The sequence below is a fragment of the Paraburkholderia sp. genome, from assembly GCF_036488795.1.
Classification (GTDB): domain Bacteria; phylum Pseudomonadota; class Gammaproteobacteria; order Burkholderiales; family Burkholderiaceae; genus Paraburkholderia.
Window position 1 is genome coordinate 103,949 of record NZ_DASXHA010000108.1, and the last position, 16,098, is coordinate 120,046.

Consider the following 16,098-nt stretch of genomic DNA (forward strand, 5'->3'; position numbering starts at 1 on the left):
CTGACTTACTGCGCCGCGCCGTTGCTTGCGCCTGACGTCAGGCCGGCGTCGCGAACCTTTGCAATCGCGGCCGTAGCGGCGGCGCGATCGGCAAACGGACCTGCGCGCAAGAGCGTGCGGGTCGTGCCATCGGGCTGCTTCCGACGTTCGGTATATGCGGGCACGCCCGCCGCTTTCAACTTGACCGCCCAGCTTTTCGCGCTGGCGTCGTCCGGGAATGAGCCGAGTTGCACCGCAAAACGGCTGCCCGGCGGCGATGCAGGCGTGCCGGAGTCGGCTTCCGCGGCGGCGGCGTCGGTCGTCTCAGCGCCCGCGTTGGCCACGCTTTGCGTGGGTGCGGGAGTTGTTTTTACCGACTTTGACGGCGCCGCTTTCGTAGCAGCGGGCGCGGGCGCGGTGTTCGCGGCAACTGCAGGTGCTTGCGCTTTGCTGGACTTCGCGACCGGAGCCGATGCGGCGCCGGGCTTGGTGGCGATGCTGCCGCTACTGCTGTTGCTGCTATTGCTGCTGTTGCCGTTCGCATTGGCCATGGCCGGCGCCGTGGGGGCCGGCGCCACGCCCGAGGCCGGAACTGCCGTGTCCGGCGCAGGATTATCCGGCGCTACGCCGGCCTGGGTGTCTTCGTCGTTCGCGCTTGGTCTGGGTGCGGGACGGTTGGGAATATCGATGGAGATATCGTCCGTGACCGGCTTGGGATGCGAATCCAGGATCATGGGCAGGATCACGACCGCTGCAATCACCATCGCAATGGCGCCGACGAGGCGGCGGCGCGCGCGCTGCTTTTCGGGCAGCGTGGGGTCGAGCAGCATCGCGTCGGCGTCGGGCCGTTCCGTGCGGCGGGTTCGCCGCTCCACGCGCTCGCCACGGGCGGCCCGGGTGGAACTGGTACTTGCGCCGCGCCGGGTGGGCGCGTCGTCTTTCTTGCCGAACGAGAAAATTCCCATGAATGGCTTATTTCGAGGCTGCCGCGCGTTCAGTGTTGCTGCGATTTACGGTACGCCATCACGCCGGCTACCGTATAGAAACTGCCGAAAACCACGATTCTATCATTCTCCGTGGCGCGTTTTAGCGCGTCTTGAAAAGCCTCGGCCGGCGATGCAAAGCGCGTGATGCTGCTGTCGGTGCCGTCGGCCACGCCGGCGTCGCGCAGAGCCGCTTCCAGTTGCTGCGCAGACGCCGCGCGCGGGCTGTCCAGATCGGTTACGCACCAGTGGTCGATTTCGCCCTTCATGTGTTCGATCACGCCGGCAATGTCCTTATCGCGCATTGAACCAAAAACCGCGTAAGTGTACGGAAAGTAACCCATGTTGCCGAGATTTTGCGTCAACACAGCGGCAGCGTGCGGATTGTGGCCGACATCGAGGACGATCGACGGCTTGCCCGGCAGCACCTGGAAACGGCCCGGCAATTCGACGTTCGCGAGACCGAGACGTATGTCCTGCGCCGACACCGGCAGACGATCGCGCAAGGCTTCCAGTCCGGCCAGTGCCGCCGAGGTGTTGATCAGCTGATTGGCACCGCGCAGCGCCGGGTAGGCCAGCGCCGAGCGACGCAGCGTACGGCCGACATAGCTCCACTGCTGACGCTCGCTGCCGGCCTGTCCCTCGTAGCGGAAATCGCGGCCGAAGAGCCACAGATCGGCGCCGATCTGCCCGGCATGATCGATCAGCGACTGCGGCGGCACCGGGTCGGCGCAGATAGCCGGCTTGCCCGGACGGAAGATGCCGGCCTTTTCGAAGGCGATCTTCTCGCGCGTGTCGCCAAGATATTCGGTGTGGTCGATGTCGATGCTCGTGATAATCGCGCAATCGGTATCGAGGATGTTCATTGCGTCGAGCCGGCCGCCGAGGCCCACCTCGAAGATCACCGCGTCCAGCCCACGCGATGCGAACAGATGCATGATCGCCAGCGCCGTGAATTCGAAATACGTCAGCGAGACCGGACTGGCCAGGCTCTGACGCGCCGCCTCGACGGCTTCGAAATGCGGCAACAGATCCGCGTCGCTCGCGACCACGCCGTTCACCCGCGCCCGTTCGTTGAACGTCAGGAGATGCGGGGACGTATGACAGCCGACCTTGTACCCCGCGCGCAGCAGGATCGACTCGAGGATCGCGCAGGTCGAACCCTTGCCGTTCGTGCCGCCTACCGTGATCACAGGGCAATCGAACGACAGTTGCAGCGCCTCGCGCACCTGGCCGATCCGCGTCAGCCCCATGTCGATGCCGACCGGATGCGCGGATTCGAGGTGCGTGAGCCACGCGTCGAGAGTGGGGAAAGTGGTGGTCATCGAATACGTCGGATGGCAGTAATGCGAGTTGCGCGGTCGGATCGGTGGGACAACTGCGAGAACGCGATTATCGCGGAAATAACAACGCGCCGCTTGGAGACCTCTCGCGGCGCGCTGTTTTTTTCGTTTCGCCGCGCGTGCAGACGCGGCGTCAAGGCATCAGTGACGGTGGGTTCAACCCGCTTCAGGCCACTGCATCTGCCGGCTGGCGCGACAGCAGCGCCATCAGGCGGGCAATTTCTTCACGCAGCTTGCGACGGTCGACGATCATGTCGATCGCGCCCTTCGTCAGCAGGAATTCGGCACGCTGGAAGCCTTCCGGCAGCTTTTCGCGCACGGTCTGTTCGATCACGCGCGGGCCGGCGAAGCCGATCAGCGCCTTCGGTTCCGCGATCACCACGTCGCCGAGAAACGCGAAGCTTGCCGACACGCCGCCCATGGTCGGGTCGGTCAGCACCGAGATGAACGGCAGCCTGGCGTCGGACAATTTGGTCAGCATGGCCGTGGTTTTGGCCATCTGCATCAGCGAGAGCAGGCTTTCCTGCATGCGCGCGCCGCCCGAAGCGGTGAAGCAGATGAACGGCACATTCTGCTCGAGCGCGTTCTGTGCGCCGCGCGCGAAGCGCTCACCGACCACCGAGCCCATCGAGCCGCCCATGAACGAGAACTCGAAGCAGGCGACCACGCACGGCAACGTGTGGATCGCGCCGCCCATGACGACCATGGCGTCGGTTTCGTCGGTTTCTTCCATCGCCTCTTTCAGGCGATCCGGATACTTGCGGCTGTCCTTGAACTTGAGCGCGTCGACTGGCAGGATTTCCTGGCCGATTTCGTAGCGGCCTTCCGGATCGAGCAGGCCATCGAGCCGCTCACGCGCGCCAATGCGCATGTGATGGTCGCACTTCGGGCAAACGTGCAGATTCGCTTCCACGTCGTTGCGGTACAGCACCGCTTCGCACGACGGGCACTTGATCCACAGGCCTTCCGGAATACCTTTGCGGTTTTTCGGATCGGTTTGCTTGATTTTGGGCGGCAGCAGCTTGTCGAGCCAGCTCATGGTGATTCCTTCCTGGGTCTTCGGTATGCACAACGGCGGGGATCAACCCCGCCGCGAAGCCTACAGCAGACAAAAAGTAACGTGTTATCGGGCAGTCGCGCCAATGCTATCCAGCGCAGCACGAATCTCTGCGACGAACGCCGTCAGTTGCCCGGCGGCCTGATCAGGCGCGGCTTCTTCGAGCAATTGCACGATCCGGCTGCCGATCACGACGGCATCGGAAACTTCGGCGACGGCCCCTGCCGATTGGGCGTCACGAATGCCGAAACCGACGCCCACCGGTAGGGGGACGCGCGACTTGATGGCCGGGATTTTACTCGCGATGCTGGAAACGTCCAGATTTGCCGCTCCGGTCACCCCTTTCAGCGACACATAGTAGACGTAACCGCTGGCAATTTTGCCGACTTCGGCGATACGCTCGTCGGTCGATGTGGGTGCCAGCAGGAAAATCGGATCGATCCCGGCAGATCGCATCTTTTCCGCGAAATTAACACACTCTTCGGGCGGATAGTCGACCACCAGCACGCCGTCTACGCCCGCGTCCTGGGCGGCTGCGGCGAAGGCTTCGGCGCCCATCCGTTCGATCGGATTGGCGTAGCCCATCAATACAACCGGCGTCTTGTCGTCGCGTTCGCGGAATTGCTTCACGTCCGCCAGCACGTGACGCAGCGAAATGCCGTGTGTCAAAGCGCGCTCGGACGAAGCCTGAATCACCGGGCCGTCAGCCATGGGGTCTGAAAACGGTACGCCCAGTTCGATCACGTCCGCGCCGCCAGCGGCGAGCGCGTGCATGAATTCGACGGTGCGCTTGGGATCCGGGTCGCCCGCCGTCATGAACGGGATCAGCCCTTTCTTGCCCTGCGCGGCCAGAGCCGCAAATGTATTCTTGATACGGGACATGGAAATTTTCTCGAAAATAGTTAGCTGCGCGTTATTCGCTGTTCGCCGCCATTCAGCGCATCTTGCGACTGGTTCAGGTTTCGGCGGCGAGCGGCGCGACTGCCGCCAACGGCTCGACCGGTGTAACCGGCGTCGCCGCGCTGACGCGTTCGCGCGCTATCGCGCAGTAAGTTTCATTGATTTCATAGCCGACGAATTCGCGCCGCTGACGAGCGCAAGCAACTGCCGTGGTGCCGCTGCCCATGAACGGGTCGAGCACGCGACCGCCCGGAGGACAGCTCGCCAACACCATGCGCTCGACGATTTCCAGAGGTTTTTGGGTCGGATGATCGACCCGCTCGGCATGTTGCCGATGCAGCCGGGACACCGACCAGACATCCTTCGGATTATAGCCAAGCTCCAGCCACTTGCTGCCTTCGAACAACTTGCGCGAACGCGCCTTCTTCGTGACGGCATCGTACGGGATGCGGACGGGATCGAGATCGAAGTAGTAATCCTTCGAAACCGCGAAAAAGCCGATGTTGTCGTGCACGGACGTAAAGCGGCGGGTGGTGCCCCCCATGCTCGGCACGCGCCGGTCCCAGATGATCTCGTTGACCATTGTGAGATGCGTTTTCAGAAAGCAGAAGATTTCCGGCGCGTACTGCCACGTGCAAAAGATGTACAGCGAGCCCGAGGGCTTCAGCTTCGGGATGGCCAGCTCGAGCCAGCCACGCGTCCAGGCGAGAAAATCGTCGCCCGAACGCATATCCGAGTCGTTGCCGTAGTCCTTGCCCAGCCCGTAAGGGGGATCAGCCAGTATCAGGTCGATCGATCCGTCAGGCAGGTTCGCTGCATCGGTCAGAAAATCGCGGTTCAACAGCTGGATACCGGCAGGCACCGTTGCTAAAGCGGCCGCGGGCGCCTGGGCCATCTGGGCCTGGGCCATTTCGGCCTGGGCCAATCTGGCCTTTGTCATGCGGGCTTCAGCGACCTCGGGCTGATCGGTGTCTATTGCCGGTTGCGGCTCATCGAACTCGTCGCGCATCGTCGCGGCGCTCAGAACGTGATACCCGATCGCTCGGCGACCGTGTGCATGTCCTTGTCGCCGCGTCCCGACAGGTTGACCAGAAGGTACTTGTCCTTCGGCAACGTGGGCGCGAGTTTGGCCGCGTACGCCAGCGCATGGCTCGATTCGAGTGCCGGGATGATGCCTTCGATCCGGCAGCAATCGTGGAATGCCTTGAGCGCTTCCTCGTCGGTGATGCCGACGTATTGCGCGCGACCGCTCTCTTTCAGCCAGGCGTGCTCCGGACCCACACCCGGATAGTCGAGACCCGCCGACACCGAATGCGTCTCGATGATCTGGCCGTTTTCGTCCTGCAGCAGATATGTGCGGTTGCCATGCAGCACGCCCGGACTGCCGCCGATCAACGAGGCCGCGTGACGGCCCGTGTCGATACCGTCGCCGGCTGCTTCAACGCCGATCAACTGCACTGCTTTGTCGTCGATATACGGATAAAAGATACCCATCGCGTTCGATCCACCGCCCACGCACGCAATCACCGCATCCGGCTGACGGCCGACCAGTTCCGGCATCTGCACCTTGCACTCGTCGCCGATCACGCGCTGGAAATCACGCACCATCATCGGATACGGGTGCGGACCGGCCACCGTGCCAATGATGTAAAACGTGTTTTCGACGTTGGTGACCCAGTCGCGCATTGCTTCGTTGAGCGCGTCTTTCAGCGTTTTGGAGCCTGACTCGACCGGTACGACCGTCGCGCCCAGCAGCTTCATCCGGTAGACGTTGGCGGCCTGACGGCGCACGTCCTCCGAGCCCATGTAGACCACGCATTCCATGCCGAAGCGCGCGGCGATCGTGGCGGTTGCCACGCCGTGTTGCCCCGCGCCGGTTTCGGCGATCACGCGCGGCTTGCCCATGCGCCTCGCCAGCAGGGCCTGGCCGATCACGTTGTTCACCTTGTGCGCGCCGGTGTGGTTCAGGTCCTCGCGCTTGAGGAACACCTGGGCGCCGCCGAGCAGTTCGCTCCAGCGTTGGGCATGGTAAATAGGGGACGGACGACCGACGAAATACTTCAGCTCGCGCTCGTATTCAGCGACGAATTCCGGGTCTTTTTGATACTTCGCGTAGGCTTCACGCAACTCGTCGAGTGCATGAACCAGCGTTTCAGCGACGAACACGCCGCCAAATTGGCCGAAATGGCCTCGTTCATCGGGCAAGTTATACATGGTGTCACTCTTCTCAGTGGGCCGGGCAGCTTCGCTCGAAGCCTGCGCCAGCTAAATCACTCTGCGTCCGCAGCGCGTACTGCGCGTACGAATGCCGCCATCCGGGCGTGATCTTTGACGCCCTTGGCGCCCGCTACTTCGATGCCGCTCGAGACATCGACCGCGTACGGGCGCACGCGATGGATCGCGTCACTGACGTTTTGCGCGTTCAACCCACCACTCAAAACGGCCCGACGCGCGAGCTCTGCTGGAATAAGTGACCAATCGAAAACCTTCCCGCCGCCGCCATAGCCTTCGACATGGGTGTCGAACAGGAGGCCGCTAGCTGCTGAATAATTAAGCGCCGATTCTACCAAATCGGCAGGCTGAGTATCGGCTGCGACACGCAATGCGCGCAACCAAGGCAAACCCGCAAGATTGGCGAGCGATTCGCAATGCTCCGGCGTCTCGTCACCGTGAAACTGCAGCATCGTGAGGGGAACGGTGCTGACCACTTCGCTCATCCAGTCCGCGGAAGCATTCACGAACAGTCCCACGACCGATACGAACGGCGGTATGTCCCGCACCAGTTCCAGCGCCCGCGCGACGCTCACCGAGCGTGGGCTGGGCGGATAGAACACGAGTCCGACCGCGTCCGCGCCGAGCTCGACGGCATGCGCCACGTTCTCCGGCTTCGACAACCCGCACAGCTTGATGCGCGTACGACGCGGCACGCGAGCAGTCGCTGCGTCCGGTTGTACGCCGGCTTCGTCCGGCTGCTGGTTCTGGCTTGAATTCATGATTGCGCTGATTCGGTCCAAACGGTACTCCACGGCACGCTGCCTGACTGCGCGGCGGGCACGGCGAATGCCTCAGGATAGCCCACCTGCGCAAGATACAGGCCGTCAGGCATAAAAGTCGGCGCGGCCTGATTGCGATCGCGGCTTGCGAGCACCTCGGCCATCCATGTAGCCGGATAACGTCCGCGGCCAATCGCGACCAGACAGCCCATCAGATTGCGCACCATATGATGCAGGAACGCGTTGGCGCGAAAACGGAAGTGAATGAAGTCGCCCTGCTGCCGCACGTCAATCTGATACAGATGCTTGACCGGCGTCTTTGCCTGGCATTCCGACGAGCGAAACGCCGAAAAATCGTGTTCGCCTATCAGGTAGGCGGTGGCCGCGCGCATGGCCTCGACATCGAGCGGGGTGTGAATCCAGCCGGCACGGGAAGTGAGCATCGGTGAGCGGACGGGATGGACGTACAGCGCGTAGTAATAGGTCCGCTCGAACGCCGAAAAGCGGGCGTGGAAGGTGTCCGGCATGGGCTTCGCCCACTGCACCGCGACCGTTTTGGGCAGAAACGCGTTGGTGCCGCGCACCCATGAGAAATCCGTCCGGTCGAGCTCGGTGTCGAAATGCACCACCTGGCCAAGACCATGCACGCCCGTATCCGTGCGGCCTGCTACGACCGTCTGCAGCGGCGTCTGCGCGAATTCGCGCAGCGCCCGTTCCAGCTCGTCCTGCACCGTCTTGCCATGCGGCTGCGACTGCCAGCCGCAGAAGGCCGAACCGTCGTACTGGATGCCGAGCGCAATCCGCTTCACGGCAGACGTCACGAGAGCGGCGCCAGCGTCGACAGCAACGCGCGCGCTTCGGTGCGCGTGCCGGCATCGTTTGCTTCGATGACTTCCTGAATCAGCGCCCGCGCGCCGGCCAGGTCGCCGAGTTCGATGTACTCGGAGGCCAGATCGAGCTTGTTACGGGCGATCCTCACCAGGTCTTGTGGCGTGAACGATGGCACCGGCTGGGCCGGATTCGGCGGCAGTTCGAGGTCGAAGTCCAGATTCAGTGCACCGAAGCGCGCTGCGCCCAAGCCTGCGACGGCTGCTGCGCCAGCCGTACCGGCTGCGATCTGTTCACCGACGTTGGCAGGGGCCGGCGGTTGCACAGGGACCGCTTGCTGCGCGGTGATGCCGGGTTCGACCACCGGCTGCGTGGCTTGCGTCGAAGACGGCGTGAACCCGGCTGGCGATTCCATGCGCGGCGGCAAGCCGAAATCGAGGCCGCTGAACGCAGCGACGGCGTCGTGCGGGAATTTGGCCGGCGCGGGCGGTTCGGCAGGCGTTTCGTTCCAGGGCTCTACGTACGACGGGACGCCGGCGACCGGGTCGAGATCGTGCAAGGCCTCTTGTGCGTGCGGAACGGGCTCGTCGAAGCCATTGAAATCGTCTGACGCCTCCAGATCAGGTACCGGAATGACGGGCAGGTTCGGAGTGTATTCGAACGACGACGCTTCGCCCGGCTCGGCCGGAGTTTCGGCCGGCTGCTCGCCCGGTTGCCCGGCCGGCGCCGCGTCGAGGTTGCTTTCCCGCTGCGGCAGCTCGCTGCTTTCCGCCGGTTCCGCCAATGGGATATGTGCCGCTGGCGTTTCTGCAACGGCATCCGGATGATGCGGCTGCGCTGACTCCTCATGACCCGACTTCCAGGTGTCGGTGGCTAGTGCGGTAGCCAGATCGAAGGGAGCGGCCGGCGTGCCAGCGTCCAGAGGCTGAGGCGCCGCAGCGTGCGTGCTTCCGGAGGCTGTCGTGTCAGGCCCGGACGCCGCGTGTTCGGGCGCGTCGCGGTGAGGTAGTTCCGCGTCATGCACGTCTGGCGGACCTTCAGCGGCCCGTATTGCGTCCCCTCGCAGCGCGGCATCGCGGGCTGCGGCTTCCCGCGCGGCTGCTTCCTCGGCAGCGGTTTCGCGGGCCCCTGCTTCCCCGGCCACGCGGGCTGCTTCCTCATGGGCTGCTTCCTCATGGGCTGCTTCCTCATGGGCTGCTTCCTCATGGGGTGCTTCCTCGTGGGGTGCTTCCTCGTGGGCTGCTTCCCGCTCCACCGTCTCGCGAGCGGCAGTTTCTTCCCGTGTCGCGGCCTCTTGTGCCGCGACCTCGCGCGCGGCTTCCTCGCGCTGCGCCGCATCATGTGTCGCAGCTTCCCGCTCCGTCGCCTCGCGCGCTTCGGCCTCGGCGGCCGATTCACGATCGTGCGCAATCGTCACGTCGTAGGCTTCGTCGGAATCGACTGGCGGAAAGACATCAAGGGTGACAGGAACCGGCGATTGTGCGGCAGCCGCGTTTGCCGCACGCTTGCGCCGACGCTGGCGCCACGCAGCCAGCAACGCGACCAGCGCCGCCCCGATTGCTGCCGCGAAACCTAGATTCACCGGCGACAGGTCGAAATTGCCCGCCGTCGCGACCGGCGCGTTGGCCGCCGCGCCCCTGGCTGTCGTGCCCGACGCGGCAATGGCTGGCGCGCCTGTCGGCGCCTGAGCACCCGTGGCGGTCGGCGCGCTACCCGCGGGCGAAGGCCGTGCCCCACCGCCGATGCCGTGCTTCTGCAACTCCATCAACACACGGCTCTTGAGCGCGAGCAACTGCTGCAAACTCGAAACCTGGGTGGGCGCCTGTGCCACCGGCGCAGCGGCGGAAGCCCCGGACAGCGCGCCTGCGGCAGACGCGCTCGCGGAAGGCTGGATGGCGCCGCTCCACTCGTGCGTGCCGCTTGCCTGCGTGGCGGGCGACGCAACGGCGCCAGCGGCCGACGATGCGCCGACCGCAGCGGAACCTGACGCGCCGAGTGCACCCGAAGCGAGCGTGGCCGGTGAGGTGGCCGTTGCTGATGGCGTGCTCGCCTGACTGGCAAGCGCGGCGCTCGCCTGAGCCGGCGCGCTCGCGGAAGCCGCCACGCCAGCAGCGCCTTGAGACGTAGCCGATTGTGTGCCGCTTCCATTGGCGCTTGCAGCGGAGGCCGAAGCGCCTGAACCCGCAGAAGCCGCCGATGAAGCCGAAGCGACCGAAGCATCCGAGGCCGCCGCCGCTGCGCCCGTCGCATCGAGCGCCGGGATGGTCAGCACCGCACCCAGTCGCAACCGGCTCGGGTCGTGCTGCATGAACGCGTTCGGGTTCGCGTCGAACAGCGCGCGAGAAGCGCGCACCAGGGTCGCGCGGTCGTGCGACTGGGTGGCGGCGATCGCCACATCATTGAGCGATTGTCCCGGATGAATCGTGTACTGGCTGCCAGCTGCGAGCGGTGCCGGGGCCTCGGCTGGCGCGCTCGCCGCATCGGCAGCGGTGGCGGCCTGCGCAGCGGGCGCGCCGGCCAGGACGAAGGCCGCCGCCGCGGCTACCGCGAGCTGGCTCAACATACGGTGCGTCATACCATGAAGGGAAAAAAGTCGAACGGTCATCGGGACCCCAGGTGCGTCAGCGCGCAGCCCTTGTTTGCGGTTGGATTGAGACAAGATTTTCGGAGCACACAATGAAAAAAGCGCCGCGAGAAACGCGACGCTTTTTGAGTTTTTACGCGTCGTAAAGAGCAGGTACGCGCGTAGTTTACTTTACTTGTCGAGCAGAATGCGCAGCATCCGACGCAATGGTTCCGCAGCGCCCCACAACAACTGGTCGCCAACCGTGAAAGCGGACAAATATTCGCCGCCCATCGCAAGCTTGCGCAGACGTCCGACCGGCACCGTCAGCGTACCTGTCACCACCGCCGGCGACAGATCGCGGATCGACGCTTCGCGTTCGTTCGGCACGACTTTCACCCAGTCGTTGCCCGAGGCGAGGATGCTGTTCACTTCGTCCAGCGGCACGTCCTTGTTCAGCTTGATGGTCAGCGCCTGCGAGTGACAGCGCATTGCGCCAATCCGCACGCACAAGCCGTCCACCGGGATCGAACCCGGCGTGCCCATGGCCGGCTTGCCGAGAATCTTGTTGGTTTCCGCGCCGCCCTTCCACTCTTCCTTCGACATGCCGTTGCCGAGATCCTTGTCGATCCACGGAATCAGCGAGCCGGCGAGCGGCACGCCGAAGTTGTCGGTCGGCATGCGGTCGCTGTTCATTGCGGCCAACACGCGGCGGTCGATGTCCAGAATCGCCGAAGACGGATCTGCCAGGTCTTCCTTGGCCGCACCGTACAGCGTGCCCATCTGTTGCAGCAGTTCGCGCATGTTCTGCGCCCCCGCGCCCGATGCGGCCTGATACGTCATGGCTGTCATCCAGTCGACGAGGTTTTCGCGGAACAGGCCGCCCAGTGCCATCAGCATCAGGCTGACCGTGCAGTTGCCGCCGATGAAATTCTTCTGACCCTTCACCAGCGCGTTCTTGATGACGTCGAGATTGACCGGATCGAGAATGATGACCGCGTCGTCCTTCATGCGCAGCGACGACGCCGCGTCGATCCAGTAGCCGTTCCAGCCCGCTGCGCGAAGCTTCGGGAAGACCTCATTGGTGTAGTCGCCGCCCTGGCAGGAGATGATGGCGTCGCACTTCTTCAGGTCGTCGATGCTTGAAGCATCTTTGAGCTTGGTCTCGTTTTTAGCGAACGACGGCGCGTTGCCGCCCGCGTTGCTGGTGCTGAAAAACACCGGTTCGATCAGATCGAAATCGCCTTCCTGTTGCATACGTTGCATCAGGACGCTGCCGACCATGCCGCGCCAACCTACGAGACCTACGTTCATGACACTTACCCTTCGAGTGGAGGCTTCCCCGCATCTTTGCCCGCAGTGACCGCGCGGGGAAGATGGGCGGGCACGACGGACGATCAGCGAATCGTGATCGTTTTCGGGGTAATCGTTTTGATGAGCGATTTGATGCTAATGGCGAGCTCAACCACACGGGCCGTTTTGCCGTGGTGGATAGAAATCGAGGTGATCTGGGGGATCGCTGCCATCGCTACAGTCTACACGAAAACCGGATTTGGGCGGCCTGATTGACCGCTTTGACGCACGTAAGGTCATTTTTGCCGACCGTTCGCGCGGGACTGCCTGATTCAACGCTTCGGCGCAGCGAAGTTTTGCTGCGCCGAGACCCTGCCTGATATGCAGTTAAAGCGCCGCGACCACCGCGTCGCCCATTGCTGCTGTGCCGACCTGCTTGCAACCCGGCGTCAGGATGTCGCCGGTGCGGTAGCCTTGCTCCAGCACTTTCTTCACCGCGGTTTCGATGCGGTCAGCCTGGTCAGCCTTGTTCAGCGAATAACGCAGCATCATCGCGGCGGACAGGATGGTGGCGAGCGGATTGGCCACGCCCTTGCCGGCGATGTCCGGCGCCGAACCGTGCGATGGCTCGTACAGACCCTTGTTGTTCTTGTCGAGCGAAGCCGACGGCAGCATGCCGATCGAACCCGTCAGCATGGCCGCCTCATCCGAGAGGATGTCGCCGAACATGTTGCCGGTGACGATCACGTCGAACGACTTCGGTGCTTTCACCAGTTGCATGGCCGCGTTGTCGACATACATGTGCGACAGCTCGACGTCCGCGTATTCCTTCGAGACATCGATCATGATGTCCTTCCAGAACTGCGACGTTTCGAGCACGTTGGCCTTGTCGACCGAAGTGAGCTTTCCGGCGCGCTTTTGCGCTGCCTGGAACGCGACGTGCGCAATGCGGCGCACTTCCGGCTCCGAATAACGCATCGTGTCGAAACCTTCTTTCGCACCGGCGAACGGACCGTCCGGTGCGTCACGCAGACCGCGCGGCGAACCGAAGTAGATGTCGCCGTTCAGTTCGCGCACGATCAGGATGTCGAGTCCCGAAACGATTTCTTCCTTCAACGACGATGCACCCGTCAGTTGCGGATAGCAGATAGCCGGGCGAAAGTTTGCAAACAGCTGCAGGTGCTTGCGCAAGCCGAGAATGGCCTGCTCAGGACGCAGCGCGCGTTCGAGCTTGTCGTACTTCCAGTCGCCCACCGCGCCGAACAGGATCGCGTCTGCTTCCTTCGCGAGCGCCAGCGTCGAATCAGGGAGCGGATGACCCTTCGCCTCGTAACCCGCGCCACCCACCGGCGCCTCTTCGAGTTCGAACTTTTCGCCAAGCACGTTCAGAACCTTGACCGCTTCCTTGACGATTTCCGGACCAATGCCGTCGCCGGGCAACACTGCAATCTTCATGCGAAATTCCTTGATGGTTTTCTTTCAGATCTGGGCACGCGGATAAAACGACGCGCTAATCAGACGATGCGATGGCTCAGCCACGGCTGCTTCGCGATACGCTCCGCCTCGAACTGGCGAATCTTGTCCGCGTGGCGCAGTGTGAGAGCGATGTCGTCAAAACCGTTCAGCAGACAGTATTTGCGGAATGCGGCCACTTCGAACGGATACTCGGTGCCGTCGCCCACGCGCACCACTTGCGCTTCGAGGTCGACGGTCAGCTCGAAGCCGTTGAACGCATAGGTTTCGTTGAACAGGTGATCGACTTGCTGCTCGGTCAGCACGATCGGCAGCAGGCCGTTCTTGAAGCAGTTGTTGTAGAAGATGTCGGCGAAGCTCGGCGCAATGATGGCGCGAAAGCCGTATTGCTGCAGCGCCCACGGCGCATGTTCGCGCGAGCTGCCACAGCCGAAGTTCTTGCGTGCCAGCAGCACCGAGGCGCCTTGATAGCGCGGCTGGTTCAGCACGAAGTCCGGATTCAGCGGACGCTTCGAGTTGTCCTGCCCCGGTTCGCCGTGATCGAGGTAACGCCATTCGTCGAACGCGTTCGGACCGAAGCCGGTGCGCTTGATCGACTTGAGAAACTGCTTCGGAATGATCGCGTCCGTGTCGACGTTCTCGCGATCCAACGGCGCCACGACGCCGGTATGTACGATGAATTTATCCATGGCCCATCACCAACCAGAGTAGAGACCGGCGGCTGCGACGCAATGCGCGCCGCCGGTGGAATCGAAAGTAGCGCGGGCTTAACCGAGCTTGCGAATATCGACGAAGTGACCTTCGATGGCAGCCGCCGCAGCCATGGCCGGGCTCACGAGGTGGGTACGTCCACCCGCGCCCTGACGGCCTTCGAAATTGCGATTCGACGTCGACGCGCAGCGCTCGCCCGGGTCCAGCCGGTCGGCGTTCATGGCGAGGCACATTGAACAGCCCGGTTCGCGCCATTCGAAACCCGCATCCGTAAAGACCTTGTGCAGCCCTTCACGCTCGGCTTGTGCCTTCACGAGACCCGAGCCCGGCACGACCATGGCGAGCCGGATGGTCGGCGCCACGCGGCGGCCCAGCTTGCGCACGACGTATGCGGCTGCGCGCAGGTCTTCGATACGCGCGTTGGTGCACGAACCGATGAAAATCTTGTCCGGCTTGATGGATTCGATGGGCGCATTCGGTTCGAGCGCCATGTACTTCAGTGCGCGTTCCATGGCGTCGCGCTTGACCGGATCTTTCTCGCGTTCCGGATCCGGCACGCGCCCGTCGATGGCCGTGACCATTTCCGGCGACGTGCCCCACGTCACTTGCGGCACGATTTCCGCGGCGTTTAGTTCGACCACACGGTCGAACGCGGCGCCTTCGTCGGACTTGAACTGCTTCCAGTATTCGACCGCGTGGTCCCATTCGACGCCTTCCGGCGAGTACGGACGGTCTTTCAGGTATTCGATGGTGGTGTCATCTACAGCGACCATGCCGGCGCGCGCACCTGCTTCAATCGCCATGTTGCAGACCGTCATGCGGCCTTCCATGGTCAACGCGCGGATGGTCGAGCCGCCGAATTCGATGGCGTAGCCCGTGCCGCCTGCCGTGCCGATCTTGCCGATGATAGCCAGCACGATGTCTTTCGCGGTACAGCCGCGCGGCAGTTGCCCTTCGACCTTCACCAGCATGTTCATGCTCTTCTTCTGCAAGAGCGTTTGCGTGGCGAGCACGTGTTCGACTTCCGAGGTGCCGATGCCATGCGCGAGCGCACCGAACGCGCCATGCGTGGAGGTGTGCGAGTCGCCGCAGACGATGGTCATGCCCGGCAGCGTGGCGCCCTGTTCCGGCCCGATGATATGCACGATGCCCTGGCGCAGATCGTTCATCTTGAACTGGGTGATGCCGAACGAATCGCAATTCGAGTCGAGCGTGTCGACCTGCAGCTTCGACACCGGATCAGCAATGCCATGGCTGCGGTCCGTGGTGGGCACGTTATGGTCCGAGACCGCCAGATTCGCGCTGATGCGCCACACCGGACGGCTGGTCAGCTTCAGGCCTTCGAATGCCTGCGGGCTCGTGACTTCGTGCAGCAGGTGACGGTCGATATAGAGAATCGTCGTACCGTCTTCTTCCGTGTGGATCACGTGCGTGTTCCACAATTTGTCGTAGAGAGTCTGTGCCATGGTATGCGGGGTAGTAATGAACTGCGGAACTGCGGGCAAGCCGTGTGTGACTGATTATGCCACGCAGATCCCCGCCCTTGCCTAGCAAAAAACGAGAAAACCGATAAAAAACATAGAGTTGGGTGGTAGTGCCGATACCTGTATCGGGGGCACCCGGAAATCCGCGGCGGGTGAATCATGCGAGCAAAGCTTTCGTGCCAGTAAAAACAAAACGCCCCAACGTTCAAGCCGTTGGGGCGTTTTTTCTGGTTCAGGCTGGGCACTGCACGGCGGCCAACAGCGCCGCCCCGTACCGCACCTAAGTCAAGTCAGCATCGACCGCTTAACGTGCCGACAGCGGCTTCGCTTCACGCGGCGTGTCGCCGATGAACAGCTGACGCGGACGGCCAATCTTTTGTTCCGGATCGGCAATCATCTCGTTCCACTGCGCAATCCAGCCCACCGTACGCGCCATCGCGAAGATGCACGTGAACATTGCCGTCGGGATGCCCAGCGCGCGCTGCACGATG

The 16,098-nt window shown here is 63.2% G+C and carries 14 protein-coding genes; all 14 read right to left on the bottom strand.

Going from position 1 to position 16,098, the window contains the following annotated elements:
* Positions 1-5 precede the first annotated feature (5 nt).
* Positions 6-944: an SPOR domain-containing protein gene (locus VGH41_RS16005; RefSeq protein WP_331598451.1), complete on the bottom strand. Its 939-nt coding sequence runs from the start codon at positions 942-944 to the stop codon at positions 6-8.
* Positions 945-973: 29 nt separating this feature from the next.
* Positions 974-2,287, bottom strand: a complete 1,314-nt coding sequence (gene folC / locus VGH41_RS16010; protein ID WP_331598452.1) for a bifunctional tetrahydrofolate synthase/dihydrofolate synthase — start codon at positions 2,285-2,287, stop codon at positions 974-976.
* 184 nt (positions 2,288-2,471) lie between these two features.
* A complete protein-coding gene (accD, locus tag VGH41_RS16015) occupies positions 2,472-3,344 on the bottom strand; it encodes an acetyl-CoA carboxylase, carboxyltransferase subunit beta (protein WP_331598453.1) in 873 nt (290 codons plus the stop codon).
* Between the two features lie 84 nt (positions 3,345-3,428).
* A complete protein-coding gene (trpA, locus tag VGH41_RS16020) occupies positions 3,429-4,244 on the bottom strand; it encodes a tryptophan synthase subunit alpha (protein ID WP_331598455.1) in 816 nt (271 codons plus the stop codon).
* 73 nt (positions 4,245-4,317) lie between these two features.
* On the bottom strand, positions 4,318-5,172 hold the full coding sequence (locus VGH41_RS16025; protein WP_414696669.1) for a DNA-methyltransferase: 855 nt from the start codon (positions 5,170-5,172) through the stop codon (positions 4,318-4,320).
* Positions 5,173-5,282: 110 nt separating this feature from the next.
* Positions 5,283-6,476 carry a tryptophan synthase subunit beta gene (gene trpB / locus VGH41_RS16030; protein WP_331598457.1) on the bottom strand — a complete coding sequence of 398 codons (1,194 nt, stop codon included), beginning with the start codon at positions 6,474-6,476 and terminating at the stop codon, positions 5,283-5,285.
* A 56-nt stretch (positions 6,477-6,532) separates the two neighbouring features.
* Entirely contained in the window at positions 6,533-7,255 is a 723-nt protein-coding gene (locus VGH41_RS16035; RefSeq protein WP_331598458.1) for a phosphoribosylanthranilate isomerase, read from the bottom strand.
* Positions 7,252-8,064 carry a tRNA pseudouridine(38-40) synthase TruA gene (gene truA, locus VGH41_RS16040; protein ID WP_331598468.1) on the bottom strand — a complete coding sequence of 271 codons (813 nt, stop codon included), beginning with the start codon at positions 8,062-8,064 and terminating at the stop codon, positions 7,252-7,254. The genes VGH41_RS16035 and truA overlap by 4 nt, the downstream gene beginning before the upstream one ends.
* An 8-nt stretch (positions 8,065-8,072) precedes the next feature.
* Positions 8,073-10,646 (bottom strand): FimV/HubP family polar landmark protein, encoded by a 2,574-nt coding sequence (locus tag VGH41_RS16045; RefSeq protein ID WP_331598459.1) that lies wholly within the window; start codon positions 10,644-10,646, stop codon positions 8,073-8,075.
* A 192-nt stretch (positions 10,647-10,838) separates the two neighbouring features.
* On the bottom strand, positions 10,839-11,960 hold the full coding sequence (gene asd / locus VGH41_RS16050) for an aspartate-semialdehyde dehydrogenase (RefSeq protein ID WP_331598460.1): 1,122 nt from the start codon (positions 11,958-11,960) through the stop codon (positions 10,839-10,841).
* Between the two features lie 366 nt (positions 11,961-12,326).
* The gene (gene leuB / locus VGH41_RS16055) at positions 12,327-13,394 is read right to left on the bottom strand and encodes a 3-isopropylmalate dehydrogenase (RefSeq protein WP_331598461.1); all 1,068 of its coding nucleotides are present in this window, start codon (positions 13,392-13,394) and stop codon (positions 12,327-12,329) included.
* Between the two features lie 59 nt (positions 13,395-13,453).
* Positions 13,454-14,101, bottom strand: a complete 648-nt coding sequence (gene leuD / locus VGH41_RS16060) for a 3-isopropylmalate dehydratase small subunit (protein WP_331598462.1) — start codon at positions 14,099-14,101, stop codon at positions 13,454-13,456.
* Between the two features lie 78 nt (positions 14,102-14,179).
* A complete protein-coding gene (leuC, locus tag VGH41_RS16065) occupies positions 14,180-15,589 on the bottom strand; it encodes a 3-isopropylmalate dehydratase large subunit (RefSeq protein WP_331598463.1) in 1,410 nt (469 codons plus the stop codon).
* A gap of 322 nt (positions 15,590-15,911) precedes the next feature.
* Positions 15,912-16,098: citrate/2-methylcitrate synthase (locus VGH41_RS16070; RefSeq protein ID WP_331598464.1), on the bottom strand; the 187-nt coding region annotated here is incomplete at its 5' end.